This is a genomic window from Candidatus Omnitrophota bacterium (genome assembly GCA_041653595.1).
GTDB lineage: Bacteria > Omnitrophota > Gorgyraeia > Pluralincolimonadales > Pluralincolimonadaceae > Pluralincolimonas.
The window spans coordinates 1-18,743 of record JBAZFB010000023.1; the positions used below are offsets into that span (position 1 = coordinate 1).

At 44.5% G+C, this 18,743-nt stretch carries 20 protein-coding genes, 1 tRNA gene and 1 pseudogene; 3 read left to right on the plus strand and 19 right to left on the minus strand.

Annotation, left to right across the window (positions count from 1 at the left end):
- The 4 genes from WC317_07245 to WC317_07260 form a co-directional block, all read right to left on the minus strand.
- On the minus strand, nucleotides 1-977 hold a 977-nt coding region (locus WC317_07245), incomplete at its 3' end, for a hypothetical protein (protein MFA5339923.1).
- The gene (locus WC317_07250) at nucleotides 974-2,500 is read right to left on the minus strand and encodes a sugar ABC transporter ATP-binding protein (protein ID MFA5339924.1); all 1,527 of its coding nucleotides are present in this window, start codon (nucleotides 2,498-2,500) and stop codon (nucleotides 974-976) included. The genes WC317_07245 and WC317_07250, both read right to left, overlap by 4 nt.
- 10 nt (nucleotides 2,501-2,510) lie before the next feature.
- The gene (locus tag WC317_07255; protein ID MFA5339925.1) at nucleotides 2,511-3,500 is read right to left on the minus strand and encodes a substrate-binding domain-containing protein; all 990 of its coding nucleotides are present in this window, start codon (nucleotides 3,498-3,500) and stop codon (nucleotides 2,511-2,513) included.
- Between the two features lie 33 nt (nucleotides 3,501-3,533).
- Entirely contained in the window at nucleotides 3,534-4,952 is a 1,419-nt protein-coding gene (locus WC317_07260) for a radical SAM protein (GenBank protein ID MFA5339926.1), read from the minus strand.
- A gap of 468 nt (nucleotides 4,953-5,420) precedes the next feature.
- Between WC317_07260 and WC317_07265 the strand changes: the two genes are divergently transcribed.
- The gene (locus WC317_07265; protein MFA5339927.1) at nucleotides 5,421-5,696 is read left to right on the plus strand and encodes a hypothetical protein; all 276 of its coding nucleotides are present in this window, start codon (nucleotides 5,421-5,423) and stop codon (nucleotides 5,694-5,696) included.
- A gap of 276 nt (nucleotides 5,697-5,972) precedes the next feature.
- Here the strand turns inward: WC317_07265 and WC317_07270 are convergent, their stop codons facing one another.
- The 13 genes and pseudogenes from WC317_07270 to WC317_07330 form a co-directional block, all read right to left on the minus strand.
- The gene (locus WC317_07270) at nucleotides 5,973-6,665 is read right to left on the minus strand and encodes a hypothetical protein (GenBank protein MFA5339928.1); all 693 of its coding nucleotides are present in this window, start codon (nucleotides 6,663-6,665) and stop codon (nucleotides 5,973-5,975) included.
- A gap of 79 nt (nucleotides 6,666-6,744) precedes the next feature.
- On the minus strand, nucleotides 6,745-7,182 hold the full coding sequence (locus tag WC317_07275; protein ID MFA5339929.1) for a hypothetical protein: 438 nt from the start codon (nucleotides 7,180-7,182) through the stop codon (nucleotides 6,745-6,747).
- A 202-nt stretch (nucleotides 7,183-7,384) separates the two neighbouring features.
- Nucleotides 7,385-7,474 (minus strand) — tRNA-Ser (locus tag WC317_07280).
- A gap of 58 nt (nucleotides 7,475-7,532) precedes the next feature.
- Nucleotides 7,533-8,580, minus strand: a pseudogene (gene arsB, locus WC317_07285) (ACR3 family arsenite efflux transporter).
- A 79-nt stretch (nucleotides 8,581-8,659) separates the two neighbouring features.
- Nucleotides 8,660-8,830, minus strand: a complete 171-nt coding sequence (locus tag WC317_07290) for a hypothetical protein (protein MFA5339930.1) — start codon at nucleotides 8,828-8,830, stop codon at nucleotides 8,660-8,662.
- 61 nt (nucleotides 8,831-8,891) lie between these two features.
- Entirely contained in the window at nucleotides 8,892-9,173 is a 282-nt protein-coding gene (locus WC317_07295) for a metalloregulator ArsR/SmtB family transcription factor (GenBank protein MFA5339931.1), read from the minus strand.
- Nucleotides 9,174-9,256: 83 nt separating this feature from the next.
- The gene (locus tag WC317_07300; protein ID MFA5339932.1) at nucleotides 9,257-11,269 is read right to left on the minus strand and encodes a DUF3352 domain-containing protein; all 2,013 of its coding nucleotides are present in this window, start codon (nucleotides 11,267-11,269) and stop codon (nucleotides 9,257-9,259) included.
- 133 nt (nucleotides 11,270-11,402) lie between these two features.
- Nucleotides 11,403-12,077, minus strand: coding sequence for a PEP-CTERM sorting domain-containing protein (locus WC317_07305; GenBank protein ID MFA5339933.1), 675 nt, complete (start codon nucleotides 12,075-12,077; stop codon nucleotides 11,403-11,405).
- A gap of 198 nt (nucleotides 12,078-12,275) precedes the next feature.
- The gene (gene lepB, locus WC317_07310; GenBank protein MFA5339934.1) at nucleotides 12,276-13,166 is read right to left on the minus strand and encodes a signal peptidase I; all 891 of its coding nucleotides are present in this window, start codon (nucleotides 13,164-13,166) and stop codon (nucleotides 12,276-12,278) included.
- Nucleotides 13,144-13,623: a hypothetical protein gene (locus tag WC317_07315; protein MFA5339935.1), complete on the minus strand. Its 480-nt coding sequence runs from the start codon at nucleotides 13,621-13,623 to the stop codon at nucleotides 13,144-13,146. Before WC317_07315 ends, lepB begins: the two co-directional genes overlap by 23 nt.
- Nucleotides 13,624-13,822: 199 nt before the next feature.
- Nucleotides 13,823-15,025, minus strand: a complete 1,203-nt coding sequence (locus tag WC317_07320) for a hypothetical protein (protein MFA5339936.1) — start codon at nucleotides 15,023-15,025, stop codon at nucleotides 13,823-13,825.
- A gap of 260 nt (nucleotides 15,026-15,285) precedes the next feature.
- Entirely contained in the window at nucleotides 15,286-16,098 is an 813-nt protein-coding gene (locus WC317_07325; protein MFA5339937.1) for a hypothetical protein, read from the minus strand.
- Between the two features lie 65 nt (nucleotides 16,099-16,163).
- A complete protein-coding gene (locus WC317_07330; GenBank protein ID MFA5339938.1) occupies nucleotides 16,164-16,619 on the minus strand; it encodes a hypothetical protein in 456 nt (151 codons plus the stop codon).
- A gap of 916 nt (nucleotides 16,620-17,535) precedes the next feature.
- Between WC317_07330 and WC317_07335 the strand changes: the two genes are divergently transcribed.
- Entirely contained in the window at nucleotides 17,536-17,739 is a 204-nt protein-coding gene (locus WC317_07335) for a hypothetical protein (protein ID MFA5339939.1), read from the plus strand.
- Here the strand turns inward: WC317_07335 and WC317_07340 are convergent.
- Entirely contained in the window at nucleotides 17,736-17,900 is a 165-nt protein-coding gene (locus WC317_07340) for a hypothetical protein (GenBank protein ID MFA5339940.1), read from the minus strand. The genes WC317_07335 and WC317_07340 overlap by 4 nt on opposite strands.
- A 107-nt stretch (nucleotides 17,901-18,007) precedes the next feature.
- Here WC317_07340 and WC317_07345 point away from each other — a divergent pair, with 107 nt between their 5' ends.
- A complete protein-coding gene (locus WC317_07345) occupies nucleotides 18,008-18,244 on the plus strand; it encodes a hypothetical protein (GenBank protein ID MFA5339941.1) in 237 nt (78 codons plus the stop codon).
- Nucleotides 18,245-18,314: 70 nt separating this feature from the next.
- Here WC317_07345 and WC317_07350 read toward each other — a convergent pair.
- On the minus strand, nucleotides 18,315-18,743 hold a 429-nt coding region (locus WC317_07350), incomplete at its 5' end, for a hypothetical protein (GenBank protein MFA5339942.1).

Genomic DNA, 18,743 nt, shown 5'->3' on the forward strand with positions numbered 1-18,743 from the left:
CTGCCGTAACCGCCGGAGAGGCGTGTCCCGCCTATGACGACCGACGCGATGGCGTCCAATTCGAACATCACGCCCGAAGTCGGGACGCCGGAATTAAGACGCGCGGCCAGGACCATGCCCGAGACCGCGGCCAGGACGCCCATGATGAGAAAGACCAGGAACTTGACCAGTTTGACGTTTATGCCGGAGAGCCGGGAGGCCTCCTCATTGCCTCCGATGGCATATACATAACGGCCGAACCTCGTCTGGTTAAGCGTATAAGCGCCGAGGAACGCTATACCTAAAAACACCGCGACACCGGCGGGCATGCCGCGGAACCCTATCAGCCATACCAGGACTACTGCGGCAGCCGCAATAAACAGGACGCTCAGCACACCGATAAAATTGAAGGTAAGTATTTTTCTTTCGTATCCTGAGCTTTTTCTTTCTTTAACAAAGAAGAATACGATAAGGAGGGCTAAAAAACCGAAGACCGTAAGGGAGATGGACGGAGAAATATAACTTTCGCTTATGGCCGAGAAGCTGTCGTTAAGCCCTGATATCGCCTCGCCTTTTGAAAATACCAAAGCCAGTCCCCTGGCGATCGTCATCATGCCCAGGGTAATAATAAAAGAGGGTATCCTGAATTTCGTTACGAAGAAACCATTACATCCTCCGATCACCGCTCCTGCCAATAGGGTGAGGACGATCGCCGCCGCGGTCCCTTGCGGCTGCAGCAACGCCGCGATGATGCCGGTCAGGGCTACCACGGAACCGACCGAAAGGTCGATGCCGCCGGTGATAATGACCAGCGTCATGCCGACAGCAAGTATGCCGTTCACCGATACCTGGCGCAGGACATTAATAAGGTTCCTCTGGGTAAAGAACATGCCGTTCGTCAATATCGTCGTCAGGACTATCAAAACAACAAGGCCTATTAAATTGCCGTATTTCCCGATTATGACCCGGCCGAGGCCGCTTTTACCCTGGTTTTTCATTTGCCCCCCGTCGCGTAGAACATTATCTTCTCCTGTGTGGCTTCATTTTTTTGCAGTTCCTTGACCATCCGTCCTTCGTGCATGATCAGTATCCGGTCGCTCATGCTCAGGACCTCCGGGAGGTCGGACGAGACCATAACTATTCCTAACCCCTCTCCGGCAAGATTGTTCATCAATTGGTATATTTCGGCTTTCGCGGCGACATCGACGCCGCGCGTCGGCTCGTCCAGCAAAAGGACTTTGGGGCCGGTGGCGAGCCATTTGGCGATGACGACTTTCTGCTGGTTGCCGCCGCTCAACGTATTGACTACCGTCTCCGAACTGCGCGCCTTTACCCTCAATGCGCCTATATATTTGTTTATCAACTCATTTTCCCGGCGCCGCATTATTATCTGGTGCCAGCTTAATTTTTCCAGGCAGGAGAGCGTGATATTCTCCCCTACCTGCATGCCGAGCACAAGGCCGAATAACTTGCGGTCTTCAGTCACCAGCCCGAGGCCGTAATTTATCGCCTCATGCGGGCAACTTATTTTTGCGCGCTTCCCGTCAATATAGACTTCCCCTGAAGAATGGGCGGGAAATGCGCCGAATATGGAGGTGACCAATTCCGACCTCCCCGAGCCCATAAGGCCGGATATTCCGACTATTTCCCCTTTTCTTACTTTAAAACTGACATCTTTAACTACTTTTTCTCCCGCGAGAAAGGGGTGGTTCACGAATATTTCCTTCGCCTCAAGGATCACGTCGCTTATCCCGGCCGCCTTTTTAGGATACATATCTTCTATATCGCGGCCGACCATCAGGGAGACCATTTCCTGCCGGCTCAATTCCGCGGTGCGCCTGGAGGCGACGGTCTTCCCGTCGCGCATAACGGTCACGCTGTCGGTTATCGTAAAGATCTCGTCGAGTTTATGCGAGATATATATCATACTGACGCCGAGCGCGCGTAATGAGACTATCATCTTGAAAAGGCTCTCGACCTCCTGCTCGGTAAGAGCGCTGGTGGGTTCATCCAGGATCAGGATCTTCGCTTTATAAGAGAGGGCTTTGGCTATCTCGACCATCTGCTGCCTGCCGATGCTCAAGTTCTTTATTTGTTCTTGGGAGGATATGGGGATATTTAATGACTCCAACAGGCCTTTTGCCCGGCTGAAAAGTTTTTTACGGTCGATGATGTCTGTCTTTCCGACCGTAGGTTCGCGCGCTAAAAATATATTTTCCGCGACCGTAAGCTCGGGGATGAGGTTCAATTCCTGGTAGATGATGGCTATGCCGGCCTTTTGGGAATCCTTCGGGCCGTTGAAAATGCAGCGCTTGCCCTCTATGGAGATCTCGCCGTCGTAAGTGTTGGCGGGATACGCGCCGCTGAATATCTTCATGAGGGTAGATTTCCCCGCGCCGTTCTCGCCGACCAATCCCAGGACTTCGCCTTTTTTAAGCTGGAAAGAGACGCTGTCCAGGGCGCGGACGCCGGGAAAGTCTTTCGTGATGTTCCTTGTCTCTAAGATAACCGGGTTTTCCAATTTGATGACCTTAAAATTTCAGATCGGGCCAGCGGTCTTTCATCTCTTTGACGTTCTCTTTTGTGATGAGGCGGACCGGCGTGAATTTGACCGGCACTTTATATTTTCCGTTCTGGACCATCGCATCGGATTCGATCTCTGCCCCTTTGGCGATGCTGACGGCAACCTGAAAACTGATCAACCCCAACTGATAAGGCATCTTGTCGACATCGGCGCTGTTCGTGCCGTCAATTATCGCCTGGCAGCTGTCCTTGTCCGCGTCCGAGCCGACCGTGATTATCTTGCCTTTCAGGCCCTCGGCAAGGATGGCCTGGACCGCGCCCATTATCATGCCGCTGTTGTTGGCCGATATGCCCTGGATGTCGTTCTTGTAATTAGTCAGCGCATTCTCGGTGGTGGCCATCGCCAGGTCCCTCGACCACGATTTATGCGTCTGGTCCACGACTATCTTCATGCCGGGATAATTCTTCAGGATATCTTTATTGCCCGCGGTTATCTCCTTAGCAACGTCATTCCCGGACTCGCCCTCGAGGATGACGACGTTCCCCTTGCCGTTAAGTTTCTCCGCGAGATATTTGGCCTGCGTCTGCCCGACGAGGAAGCTGTTAGCGGTGACGTGGCAATTCACGTTGGCGTTGACCGGCAGCCTGTCCATCGAGATGACCGGAACGTTCTCTTTTCTCGCCTTCTCGACAAGGCTCCCGGCCGCGACCGTATTGACCGGGTGCAGGATCAGGACGTCGATGCCCTGCGCCAAGAGGTCTTCGACGTTGGCGACTTGGGCCATCTCGTCGTTATTTGCCGCGACCCAGTAGATCTCCGCGTTATATTTATCCTTATTATCCATCATCGCCTTCTTCATAAAAGAATATACCGCCTCTTTCATTGTGGCGACGCTCACGCCTACTTTGATCTTCCCCTTCTTGGCCTCGGCATAAGAGATATTTGCCGTCAAGGCCGATATCACCAGAAAAACCGCCGCGATCTTAAGGTATTTCATGCATCCTCCATTTAGAGTGCAAATTAACGGCATCTAGCGGACCACCTTGTATTTACCGCCTGCCGTTTTTTGTTTTGCCAGCCCGCATCTCATAAGCAGGTCCTTTATCCTGCGCCCGATCTGCCGCGAGACGAACCTGTGGTTCCTGATCAAATTGACGATACGGGACCCGGATAATTTCCGCCTCGTCTCAAGCGCGCGGCTGAAGATATCCAGCCATAAAGGCGAGTTTTCAAAAGTATACATCTTCCACGCGTAATCTGTCAGCCAAAAACTATCATCGATCACGCCGTCCTTCTTGGCTATCTCGTAAATCCTCGTGCCCGGAAAGATCATCAGTCCGTTCGCTATGCCGGCCGCGGAGGGTTGCGCCCGGTCCAAGAAACCTATTGTTTCGTTGATCGTCTCTTGCGTCTCCCCGACGCAGCCGGCGATAAGCAGGGCCAGGGTCTTTATGCCGAACGAGTTGGTAAGCTTAATGGCCTCTTCCTGCTCTTTGACGTTTATCGGCTTTCCCATGATCTTGAGCAAGCGCGGAGAAGCCGTCTCTATGCCGAAACAGACGCGATAGCAGCCCGCATCTTTCAGCGCCTGTAATACTTCGGCGTCGACGCAATCCGTGCGCGTAACGATGTCAAAGGCGATATTCAATTTCCTGTCCGCGATGCCGCGGCATAGCTCGACTGCCGCTTTTTTGTTCACCGAAAAACAGTCGTCATTGAAATGGAAATGCTTTATCCCGAAGGCCTTATTCAGGAGCTCCAGCTCCCCGAGCATGTTTCCCGGGGAACGGTGCCTCCATCTTTTCCACATCAGCCTGTTTGAGCAAAAATTGCAATCGCCCACGCATCCTCTCGAAAAGGTAACGGAGATACGCGGCTCTTTCGAGAGGTCTATGCCATTATAAACTCCCTCGCCATCGGGAGGGTAACGTTTCAGGTCGAGCAAATTCCATGCAGGCAGCGGGAGGGAATCCAGGTCCGCGATAACATCCGGCCGCGGGTTTATGATAACGCGGCCGTTTTCACGGTACGCTATCCCCCGGATCTCCGAATAGTCCTTTCCTTCGCATATCTCCCGCAGGACATGGTCCGCTTCGCCTATAGCCGCTATATCGATGAACGGATAATTTTCCAGCAGTTGTTTGGCCATCACGGTGGGGTGCGCCCCGCCGACGACCACCGTCACTTCCGGGATGATCTCTTTCGCTAACTTGGCGATCTTTAATGCCCTGGCCCTGGCATAAGTATGGCATGTGATGCCGATGACCCCGGGTCGATAGCCCTTGACAGCCTCTTCTACGCCCTTCCATCCTTCCAAGAATCCGTCGACGATCTTTACCGGGATATCATGCTTTTGCAATACGCCCGCGATATATAAAAGTCCTAAAGGCACGGAAGAATGCTCTCCCATCCCGCTTTCTGGAGGATTTATCAATAAAACTTTTTTCATAGATTTTTAGCCATCCAGTCCGGGCGGCGCCGTGAAAAACATGGCGGAGAGGCAGGGATACCCGGCTCTCCGCTCCCAATGCCATTATAATAAATAAGTTACGTTAATACAAGGTGCTTACTGTAGAGGAATCGTACAGGATTAATGCATACCTTTAGAACTCGAAATTGGTACAGTTTTCAAGCGGGGCACGCCAATTCATCTCTAAGAATATAGCAAGCCCCTGCGAATATCATCAAATCAATGTAAATCGAGATGAAGCTATCAAGGGATACTATAGCGCTATACTGAAAAGAGCAGTGAGAATAATTCGAAGCAAATAGTAAAAGGTACGTAGAGAGGAAGACTTTGACAATTCCCATGGCAATTAAAACTATACTATTTTTGAAATTCTTAAATAGATATTTAATTCCGTCAATAACTGCGTCCGCCCCTCTGTTCTTAACAAATACGAATGGAATTATATAAATGCTAAAAATAGTCAATATTAATACAGACAAACTTATTGCAAAATTAAAAGGCGCTGTTTCTATAATCTCTTTAACGGCCATACCCTTCATACCAGAAAACATTAAGTTTGCGAACGTTACAAAGATAGCGACGAGCACCAAGGAGAAGATTCCCGAAACAATAATCGCGCCGAGATATCGGAAGAAAGAAGATTTTATTCCTTCGATCCATGATTTTAGCGTTACTCTCTCACCTGCGGTAACCTTAGAGATAGCTCCCATAACACCACACTGAGTCATTAAAGTTATTAACTCAAGGCCTAGCAATAACATCAACATTGGTAGAGAAAATTTAATGGCTCGATTGATGGCTAAAAATATGACCGAAGAGAGGACTAACAAATAATAAAATACAACGAAAACAAAGACCCTGTTTACTGCACTAATGCTCTTTTTAATTATCATTAGACTGCCCAGTCATTTTTGTGCCATTGATCTTATGCTAATGATACAGTTTTCAAGTGAGACACACCATTATTATTATCGGCTTTCCTTCGATTTATTTACCAAATCATTCTCCAACATATGAATTGCATACAGCCATATAAAACACTAGCAATAATCCTTGAGATATGATTATTCCTATGTAAGCTAAAAATAACCATATTTTTGCGACTCGTCGTCCGCTTATTAGCGCTGGAATTCCTATTAGCAGCGACATGAATGGAAAAACTAGAAGACTAAATAAAGGAAAGACCTGAAAACGAAATAGCAATAAACCTGATAAGCTCATTATAAAAGAAAGCGAAAACGACGCTTTTAATAAGCTATCCAATTTGGAATTATAAGAATTGTTTGTTTTATTATTAATATTAATGCATAAATAAAATAAGATGGCACAAGTTATTATTAAAATTATATCGCAAACTATTATTATAATTAAAAAATAACGAAGCGCTAGATTGATAAATAATACTGGTAAAATAAATAACGTCAAACCCGCCAAAAATCTCTGTAGCCAAAAATCATATTGCGACTTAGGATAAATTGCCAAGAAAGCTAATATTATTGAAGCCAATAATAACCAAAAACTTTGACTAAGATTAAGCCCTTCCCATCCCCCTATGCCTTCCCACCCCCATATGCGTGGAAATCCCAGCAAAGGGAATACAGTTAAAACAATAACGCCTATTAACGCCAAGTATGCAAAGAGCGTTAAATTCCATTTAATTTTCTTCATAGTATTCTGTCCGATTTTCTGCATCGACCTCATCGTTCTCCTCCTGCCTCTTGCTTAAGACATATCCGTTACTCTGGTACAGCTTTCAAGCGAGGCAGGCCAACTAAGCGCTATTTGACATCTTACCTATATAATAAATTATCCAAAAAGCAATGGCGAGGATAATCCAAAAAATAATAAGTGGCCATAAGCTTCGGCTTGATTCTTTTCTTGAAGATATTTTCTTCTTTGCCTTCACAAGAAAAACTCCCAAGTTACCGACAAAAATTGAAAGTAGGGTTATCAATATGATTAGATCGATAAAGGATGCTACGACATCATATTCCAAGAAACTCATAATAATAAAATTAAGTCCCCAACTCACAAAGAGAATAAAGATATAGGAAATAGTTATGGCAAAAGAAAATGCTTTATGATATTCCTGCGGAACATATCGTTTCCTGTAAATTATAGTAATTAGATAGGAAAAGAGGATACCGATGACAAAAGCAATAAGCTGATTCCATTGCACTAGAGGAGCTTTTCCGGCTTCGTAAAGCATTTGATAATTCCCTTCTTTTAGCTTAATTATACCACCCTATTGACTTATTTCAATTGTACAGAAAGTATACGGTTCCGTACATTATCAGGCGCTATTAACGGCAAAAGGGAACTAGCGCCGTAATACAAAAACAAACGCAACCTTCAAAACTTCAAAAGGTTGCGTCCTAAGTGCTATTTTCCCAATACGATATAAAACAATATGGCGGAGAGGCAGGGATTTGAACCCTGGAGGCCCTTACGGACCTACACGCCTTCCAAGCGTGCTGATTCAACCGCTCTCACACCTCTCCGTGAAGCAATATATTACATTATTCCCGACGGGAAATCAAGAGGGACCGCTTTTATTTGCTAGCCGCCAAAATGCACCTTTTTAAAGTATAATGACACGCTCACAAGGCCGATAAGCACAGGCACCTCTACCAAAGGACCGATAACAGCCGCAAACGCAGCCCCTGAATTTATACCAAAAACAGCTACCGCCACCGCGATCGCCAGCTCAAAATTATTACTTGCCGCGGTAAAAGAAAGCGTGGCGCTCTTTGCGTAGCTTGCCCGGGCCTTTTTACTCATATAGAATGAAAGTAAAAACATGACCACAAAATAAATTAAAAGCGGCAAGGCGATCCTGGCTACGTCCAGGGGGATCCTGACAATGTACTCCCCCTTCATCGAGAACATGACCATTATAGTAAATAACAGCGCGATCAGGGTCAAAGGGCTGATCCTGGGGATAAACTTCTCATGATGCCAGGCTTTGCCTTTTGTCCTGATCACGACAAACCTGGTCAGCATCCCGGCGATAAAAGGGATGCCCAGATAAATAAAGACGCTATACGCGATCTGCCCTATGGAAATAGGGGTAACCACTCCTTTTAACCCGAACCAAACAGGCGCGATCGTGATAAAAAACCAGGCGTAGGCAGAATAAAATATAACCTGGAAAAATGAGTTGAACGCGACCAACCCCGCGCAGTATTCCGTATCGCCCTTCGCGAGCTCATTCCAGACGATCACCATCGCGATACAGCGGGCTAAACCGATCAGGATCAGGCCTACCATATTATTCCGGATAGTTCCTTAAGAATACGACGGCCAGGAGAAACATTAAAACCGGGCCGATGATCCAATTCTGGATAAGGGACAGGATAAGCACTTTCTTATCCCGCAGCACATCGGCTAATTCTTCATACTTGACCTTAGCCAGCGGCGGATACATCATGAGGATAAGGCCGATAGCGATCGGTATATTGGTCGTCCCTACCTGGAACTTATTCCAAAAACCGACGATACCCGGAAAGAAATATCCGGCGCCGACCCCTATGGCCATGGCCATGAAGATCCACAGGGTCAAGAACCTGTCCAAAAATGACAACCTTTTTGTAACGCTCTCTGACATTATCGCCATCCTTTTTATTAATTATACCATAAGAAAAATGCCGGGGGGATATGCGCATATTCCCCCGGCATATCATGCGTTAGCAGCAGCCGCAAAAATCGCGGCATGCTTTTGCCAGGGCCTTCAGTGACCCCGCTTTAGCGGGATCCTTGGGCTTCACATCGACCTGGATGCCTTCCTTGGTCTCCGTGACCTTGCATTCAAGCTGGCTGCAAAGGTTTTCCATGTCCATTCCGCAGCAGTTTTTCATCTTTTCCACCTCCTCTCGCGCTTATTTGTTCGATGCGCTTCGAACATTAAACCCAAAAAAATTATTTCAGCAATTCCTTGATAAGTTTGACCGTTTCCTTGTTGACGCTGCACTTGAAGGTCCGCCCCTCCTTCTCGCAATTGATAAGGCCGGCCTTGTGCAGCTGTTTGAAATGATGGGATATTGTCGAACGCGAAAGGCTCATGCAGCCGCACGCTTTCGTGAACGCCTTTTTTATGCTTCCTTCCACAGGGCAGCATTCGTTATGGATCAGCAGGAAGATCTTCAGCCGCTGGTTATTCGACAACGCTTTGAATATTTTTGAATAATCTGATAGTTTCATAGTGATAGAACTATATCACACTTCCCCGATTTGTCAAGATATTATTATGGAAGATATGCGACTTCCCGTCTATCGGAATATTATCACTCCGCTATCCTGGAAAAAGACTCCGAGCGCGTAAGGTCATTCCCGAAAGTGGCCCTTGACCCCACGGCCTTCACGGACTGCAGGCCGTCCATGACAGGATAAACCAGCTCATCCAGATAGAGCTTTACCAGCGGAAGGTCCATTTTCTGCGAAGGCTTGCGGTCAGCCAATGCCCGCATCCGTTCAAGGTTATTCTTATCCTCGTCGAGCATATTCCGCTTCAGCGCGATATCTTCTTTCAGGTTGTCCGATTCGTCTTGCTTCGCAGCCGTATCAGCCCCTTGCGCTTTAAGGCCTTCTATCTCCTTTTCAAGCGCCTGAAGGATCGCTGTCGATTTTTCCAGGTCCGCCTCGCCCTTGGCTATATCGGATGCTAAAGTATCGGATTTGGCCTTTGCCATTTCCTTGTATTTCTCGGCTTGCTTATCCGCGATCACCATCCACCCGTAGAGCCATTCGCATATGCTCTTGGCCCTCAGCATCAAGACATCGGCCTTAAGAAAATATACTGAATTGCACTCTCCGGTAAGGCCCTGATTAACGGCCTTGAAATCCTCGTTCTCCAGGAGAGACTTTAAGCCGCCCTTCGACGTGTCTATCGACACTTTTATGGGTTTGCGCCCCAACGATACAAGCAGATAATCCCCCATATAGCAGTATGACGGCTGCAGGTCCGTTCCGAACGGCAGATTGATATATTTTAGGTCGACGCCTTTATATCCTTCCGATTGAAGGGAGATTTCGCCGTCTTTCAACAGGGAATCCAGGGCTTTTTCGATGGTCGCCTTGTTTTTCACTTTGAAACAAGCGACAAATTCCATCATGGGAAGCAGGCCTTCCACGTTGATGTCCATAAGTATAAAAGCGGCTTCATCGCCCAGCGCGGGGATCAAATCATTATCAAGGCTCATCCCGATCTTAGCTTCCAATCCGGAGACAAGGCCCTTTAGCGGAAATGCCTTATCGGGTTGGCCGGCCTGGGCGGACTGCCGCTCCATTTCGGAGCTGATGTATTCCCAATACGACTTAAAGTCGAAAGTTCCCCATTGGTAACTGATGGCATTTTCCGGCGCAAACTTGACGGTCCCGTCCTTCCGGGGCGCGAGGGAATATAATTTTGCATAAAGGGGGATCATCTTCGCTCTATCGTAAAAGAATACGGTCTCTAATTTATTATTCCCCGCGAAATAGGCATAACCCATCGTCTTGAAACCCGAGTACAGCCCGAGCATCTTGCTGATCTGCTCGTTTGCCGCGGCGGGTTGTTTGATATTGGAAACAAGCGATCCGATATTGCCATAGACAGCGACGCTCGCGTTCTTTGAAAGCTTCAGCATGGTAGAGATGTAGTCTTTGTCCTGGGAAAGGGAAGGCCTGTCCTTGCTGATGACATCGATACAGGAAGCAGCGGCCTTCTTCCCGGCGCCGATTATCAACAGGTCCTTTATCTTCGTATAAGCAAGATCGGTATTATCGTTGATCTTGACGATCGTGATCTTCCTGCCCTTATAGGTCTCCTCGGATACGGCAACCTTTTTTCCCGATCTGTTTATGAGTTTTGACACGAATTCGATAAAATCGGCCTCCGGCCTGGTCCTCGTCACTAAGACAGCGTTTGACGCGGCGTCCTGTATCGCCCCGGGGCCTATCTCCTTGATATTGCCCGGATACACCGCGAGCGCCATCTCTTTTCCGAAGAATTCATTTATCACCTGTCCGCCGAAGGCGCTTGAGAGCCATTTCCTCGCGTCCTGATATTCCTCCATGTCCTTCTTGCTCGCGCCGCTTTTTTCCATCAACTTCCCTATGTCGATCTTTTTGATGTTCTTCCAAAGCCGCGTGCCCTTGAACTCATTGATCTGCTTTTCCGCATCCGTGATCCGGATATACGCTATTGCGCCGGAAGGAAGGACGTTATCTACGGGAAGTTTGGCCGCCGTTGATTGGTAAATTATTACGGCCGCTAAAACCAAAGCCAAGACAGAGGCAATAATTACCGGCTTTTTCATCTTATCTCCTTTTATTTAAAGCGATGTTAAATGAGGACGGCTTTCTAACTCTCCGTATCCTAATATATTACGATATTACCATAGAGAAGTCAATGAGTCGGGAACCGTTTAGGCGGGGATACCGGAGAGGAGTCTATTTATTGCTCTCATTTTTCCTTTTTGCGATACCGAATAACCCAAGTAAACCGGAGCCAAGCAATAACATGCTTGCCGGTTCCGGAATTGGCGCCCATGGAGTATCACCTGCATAACAATCGTCAAAATACGCAGTGCCGCTGCCGTTTCCCCATGTCTCCAAAAGAACTGCATACCTTATAGAAGTCGTACCTGCCGGAGCAACTGTCTCCCACCACCAAGCGCCCCACTCGCTTCCGTATGCCTCAGACACCGATCCCTTAACCGGAGAGCCTATGGTAACGTCAGGCGCGCTTTCAAACGCTATTTCCAGGGTCGCCAGCGAATGGTTGCCTCCCAAAGGCGCCGGCATATTCAGGGGCTGACGGACATATAATCTGTTTCCGGCCGTAAAAGGTATCCTCTGGCCCCAGCCGCCCCACGCGCCGGCAGTACCCGCAAACTCTGCCTTTGCGGAATAGGATCCGCTCCACTTGATACCGGATTCCTTTGCCCCGATCACGCTTGGGTCATTGAACATACTCCACCAATCTGCGGGAACCTCTGCGCCGCCTGCGCCCCATGGGCCCCACATCTCAAAATCGGGATTGACCAGCAAATTGGCGGCGTGCGCCGGAGATGCCAGGGGAAAGATCAACCCAATAATTAATACGAGGAAGTATGTCTTTTTCATTTTCGTTAATCTCGGTAATTTGCCCACAAGGGCATTATTGAGGAAAAAAAAGAGAGAAACCAATACTAACCCGAGTTACGTCTTAGATTATAGAGCTAATTTTACCATGTAAGCGGACTTTAGCAAGGAAATTAAATTGTTTTTTATGGGTAAATTTTTAAGCGGTTTACACTGCAAGTACCGAGCACAATATCCCGTTTATTTGATAGGACCAGATCTATCGAATGGATAGATAATCTTATACGCTTTGCCTCTTAGGGATTTTCTCGGAATAAGACCGAAATACCTGCTGTCTTTGCTGTTGGCACTATTATCGCCAAGGACAAAGTAGCTATCCGAAGGTATCTTTACTGGCTGACCAACTTTAGCGTAGTCGCCTCTATTATAGTAATAGATTCTTTTGAATGCTTCGGGCTCTGTTATGGCGATACCATTCATTATCACTTTCCCGTCTTTTATTTCAATTGTTTCGCCAGGTAAGCCTGCGATTCGTTTGACAAAGTTAATTTTGGGATCAAAGGGAGAGGTAAAAATAACCACATCTCCCCTTTTCGGCTCCGTTTTCTTGTATATGCCCTTATCTGCAAATATCCTATCCCCTACCATTAAAGCCGGTGTCATTGTGCCTGATGGGATTTTATATGCTTCCATTACGTTCGACTTAATATATCGAGCAAGCGGCCAGGCAATTATATCGGACGGGTTGAATATAAACATGATAAAAAGGATACCGAGAATAATTAAAACTCTTTTCCCGGCCGTTATGCTTCTGATGAGATTATTTTTGACATTATATGCCTTTGCGCATCTATAGGCATCAATGATAACAAATATGCCATAAGCAAATAAAATGATAAACGCGCAGCCCAGTAGATAAATATTGATCCTACTGTTGGGATTTACCGCATAATATAAGAAGCCCGGGATTACTATAATGAAGGGTATGCAAAAAAATAGGATCCCTCTTATTATTCTTCCTGCATATATCTGCCCTAATCCCCCAAAAATAAAGGACAACATTACCGCAATTAAGGGTTCTTTTGGTTTAAGATCGCTCATTCTTTCCTCAGGAAGAAGATCCTGCTGCATTAAACGCCTGTTTATCTCCGGCCGCCACAATGAACAATAAGACAATATATATAACTACGCCGGATAATATATTGACCACCTTTAAAACTATATTCTCGGGCAGCAGAAGAACATTGAAAAGTATTTCTATGCATAAAGCCGAATAGATGAGTTTAATGGCTGGTCGCCTCATCTGGAGAAGGCGCGCCGATGCGAAAACAAAAAATCCCGAGACGAGGATCCCTATCAACCCGAGAAAAAGGCAACTGTTACGCAAATAAGGCGTATTCCAAAGTTGAGTCATCATTCTAAGGAACTCACTGTTCTGTTGTCCGGCCGGCATCTGTCTTTGCGCCTCCATAAGCAACTTCGGCATAAAGATAGGCATAAGCATAGTCAGCACGGCACCCAGGGTCCCGAGGCTTCCCCAAATAATTCCAATGACTCCTACGGCCGTCGCCCAAGCCGGTCTTTTCATCGCTTATCTCCTACTATTTACGCTTTAGTGAACACGTTCTAGCAAACAAACTGGCGGAGAGTGGAGGATGATAATGCCTCCGCTCCCAATGCCATTATAATAAATAAGTTACGTTAATGCAAGTTGGTTACTATACAGGAATCGTACAGGTTTTATAGACGTTTCTTTGGTACTTGGGCACGTTTTGGCATAAAAATATTCACTGTCTACAAAATATTATCGATTGTAATTCACCTTCCCATATTTTTTCATCACGAAAGATCTTGGCTAAGGGATCAGCGTGATATGTTATTGCCTTATATTCAACTCTTAATTTCTTTCCCTTAAACTCGGTGTCCGGATATGCCTCATCAAGGTTCATCACATAATCATAACTATTGCCAGGGGCAATTGTTATTTTTTCAATGTGGACAGGACGATCGGGAGCTAGAGGAGCAGAAAATTCTCCCTGGTTTATTCCCACCCGAATACTGCACGAATGGATGTAATTGCGGGGCACAATCGGTGATTTCCTGTTTCCATCCACTATTATGCCGATTACACCTAGCCATTCTTGTAAATGGTTAGGGTTCTTTCCTTCAATCTTGCCTGGTGCTTCCATAAAAATATTTATATTTTTATCATCGTAATTCTTTATTACTATCTCGATAGATTTGTCTGTTTTAAACTTTGCTTGCAATTCTAAACCGTTGATTATTAAAGGGAGATTCTTACCATAACGAGATTTGTTTTCTTGCCAGAATTTTTCCCAAGCCTTATTACCCGGTACTCTAGCCTCCTTTGATTTATACCATAAATTATTATTATCAATTCCACCAACAAATAAAATACCAAAATTCTTGTTAAGAACGTACATGATATTATAATTAACACTATGATCGGGATGATTTAGCGCTTTTATCATTTTCTCAATCTGATCAGAACCGAAAGGAACTTTATATACCGAGAGACGTCTCAACACTTCGGAACATACTGAATTAGCGTTTCCATTTATACAACCTTTTTTAATCCAATCTTCATATTCGGGGATATCTTTACTGAGACCTTCGATTAAATAATCAATATATTTATACTCACCTAACATGACCAAACTGCCAAATATATAATAACGAATGAATGAGTCATATCTGTATGTAGTATTATTCTTATTCTTTTCGAGGAATTCTTTCAAATATTTAATAGTTTCTTTATTTCCTAATACGCCGATTGCCTCATAATCATATTGTTCATCATTATATTTTTCTACTCCGCTCAAGTAATATTCTAATTTCTTCAATTTATCTTTTATGAGAGGAGTGCCTTCAATTTGTGCATATTCATTCATAATAAATTCTTGGTTATCAGCAAAAACTATTATTGGGCTTACCACTAGTATTAAAATAAAAATAATAAGTCTGATCATCCCGCTCCCTCCGTTATGTATTTTCATGCATATTCGTAACTTATAATAGTTCATGTCGTTGGCGCCAGATGGGCACAACAATCCTATTGATTTCTTGGAATTATTATAACTCTATGTAAGATAAGAAGCAAAGGAGGATTAAAAGGACTGGCGGAGAGTGGAGGAGCAGTACATCTCCGCTTACAATGCCATTATAATAAATAACTTACGCCGATACAAGGTGCTCACTGTACAGGAATCGTACAGGTTTTAAGGTGTTTCTACTTAACTAAAACGTTCATATCCTTCAGTACTTTTATAACTTTTTCGGGTGATGATGACCATATGCTTATCGAGCCTGGCAAATCACGTCTTCGGTGGGAATATATTATTCCTTTCGAAAACCAATAGCGTTTTAGTGTTGCGCTCTCTAAATCATAATAATTTATTACGAGCTTACTTAGCCCATATGAAATAACAATAAACCGATCATAAAGCGCATGACGAACAAATGGGAATGTAAGATTAACAATATAATTGAATCTCGCTCCGCATTGTTCTTGAAATAGTGGTTTTTGGTTCTTTTCGATTGGGGCTTTTATTTTGCTACCGACATAAAAATATGCGAATACGATTAAAGCTACCCCCGGAATAGCCATTGGAATAACTTCGTCGTAAGTAATAATAAAACTGGGGCTATAGATAAGGCTGTGTTCCTTTAGATCTGTAATGGGGACGTCGACTACCGGCATAAAAGCGCCCAATAGAAAAAAGAGAATAAGAAGGACTAATACTATTAAAACTATGCTATTAAGAAAATACGTTATAGTTTTATTCTTTATTACCTTTTCTTTGAGAATTAGTATGGCTATTATTATAATGAATGCGGCAATAAGCACAATGGGAGGATACTCAAGCAATATTTTCTGATGTAACATGGTGGGAACTACGTTCATGTCTTTAAAAATACTACCAAATTTATTGCGGCAGAACAGCATGAGAAGAGGCAAGATAACACAACCTAATATGTCAAGTACGAGAATGTTTCGACTGTCGGTTTTTGTTTGTTTTAACTCCGCTTCAGCTTCATCCATTAGGCCTCTCCTGCTCTTCTACTTTATTTTGGCACGTTTTGGGGATATCAATTATTCTGTTCCTGCTATCCAAGCTTATGTCTTTTGATGCTAAATAAAATTAGGGCGCATATTATTAAAGCATCTATTAACATTACAATTTTTCTAATAACTGGCGTCTCTAGCGCAGTTATTCCAAATTGAAAAGGCAAAGTTAAAAGCAAGACGACTGCAAAGAAATAAATAAGAACTAACGACCAAATAATAACAAATGACCCTATAAAAAATTCGAATCCATTTGCTTTTCTTTTAGATATAACTGTAAGCCATACCATAATTATCATAAAAGGTGTCAATGAAGTAACAAAATTTCCTTCATTCATTCCATATATTCCTAATATATCTTTAAGAACGGAGGGTAAGCATAGATTTCCATTGCTCACCATGCCAGAATAAGTATTCAAGAGGTTATCGCCGATACATCCCAACAGGCCAAGTAGTATCAGGCTCAATATACATATTATATTCATCGTGTTTTTCATGCAATTAACTCCTTTGTGATTGCCATTTATGCTATCTATTATAACTCAATGGAGCATACGTCAAGGAGAACAAGGAAATGCCAACCATTAAAAATAGTATTAAATTCAATGCGATATGCACTAAATTAAATCGTTTAGCATTCTCTCTTTTCATGCCAGATTGGACCAAATATATAGCCAACATCCACATAATGGGAAGAACGATAAATACCAAAGAAGAAGTGAGCCGATAAAGCATCCTCCACAGTTTTGCTGCTAACGGCCTATATTCCAAAAGATACCAATGATAACGCGAGCCCCATTGCTTCATCCACACAGGATCCAATGCAAAATACATACCCAGCAACAGAATGATCGAGAGGGAGAATATAACTAGCAATACTAAATAACTCCCAAAATCACCTCTTTTCATGCTTGTCTCCTTGTTTTTAATTATACCACCAAAATATCACTAAATAGACTTTTTTCAACTATACATTTGGTATACATTTTCGTACATTATTAGGCGCTATTACAAGAAAATGGGATCAAATACACCCATACAAAAACAAACGCAACCTCCCGAAGTTAAAAAGGTTGCGTTATAAGTGCTTAATTTTTATGGATATTGAGGGCGGCGCCGTACTCGCTGCTCGGCTTGTCGCCTCGCTGCGCTCGTTACGGCATCCGCCATCCTTTCCGTTGCCCGGAAAGGATGGCGGACGCAGTCGCAACCAATTCGAACCGCGTCCGAAATTACAGTCAATATCGTAATCCAACCCTTACTGCGGGTTCCATTATATCAAAAGTTAGCCCAAAAAGTAACCGAATTACACCTTCTGGGAATGTCTTATGTCCAAATAGCGAAAGCCTTGAAAATACACAAAAAAACAGCCAGCAAGGCCTGCAGGCCAAACTTCCCGAAAGAAGGTGCCTTATGAGCCGGCCTTTCAGCATTCGCGGTCTTATGCATCCTCAGGAAAGATCCATCTGGACGCAAGTCAGGATCATACATGAGACGGACAAGGCAATACTGGTAGACAATGGCAGAAAACTCTGGATACCGAAGTCCCAGATAGGCGGGATAAGATTAAAGGGCAATACTTTTGAGATTTATGTCAAAGAGAGCGTTGTGGGCTAAGAGCGGGAACCTTCTTTTTCATATTGCTCCATCTCTTTAAAAGCTTCGCCTATGGTCCAACTATGGATATGGAAACGTTTGGCACGGCCCTGCTTGTATTCTTTAGGGACAGGTCTGGGATTGCCGTCAAAACCGTCCCTCTCCAGTCCCAGGATAAACAATCCTCCCCATCTTTTTGAGGCCCCTTGCAAGCGGGCCGGTTAACAAATAAATAAACGACCGTTTGTTTGCAATGGTATAATAGCGGCGATAACAAAAAGGGGGTTATATGGCAGATAGCTTTGACAGTCTAATAGAGAGAGCCAAAAGAGAAGCTAACGGCGATTTTCTATCCTCGACCGATATACAGCTTCGGGGAATGAAACTGATGACCGAGAGCATAGATAGGTTTAATACTGAAAGCGGAAAATTAAGCGGTAATATGATTAAGATATACTGGCTTCAAGTAGCATTGATAGTTATTCAGATTGCGATAGTGTTAGGGCAGATATTTAAGTGGTGGTAGATATAGCAACCCGAAATCTCAAGGCTTATTTATTTTTGGAGCACCCTTATCGCCAAAATGGTAAAGCGTGCTACTTAAATTGTTTCTTAACTTTGGGTCTTGTTAAGAAGATAATGACGAAAGCAAGATAAACAAGGTTTCCCAAGAAAGACCCTAAGCGTCCTGCCATTATGTCTGGTTGTCCCATAGTAATTAAAACAGCTAAACCCCATAGACAACTTATCAAAGCAAAAGTAACGAAAACAGCAATACGAGCCTTATTTTTAAGGTTAATTATCCCTATGGCTAAAGATATAAATAGTGCAGTGACACCATAAGCAAAAAAGCCTATCGACGGCACATATCGCAACATAGAAATCCCACTGATTATAAGCCATACAGCGAAGATGGTAACTCCAATAGACCTATTTTTATTCGGAGCAAATTTCGATATTAAAAGAAACAAAATTCCAATCAAAATCGCAATGGGTAAAAAAATTATAAGTGAATTCATTCTCGC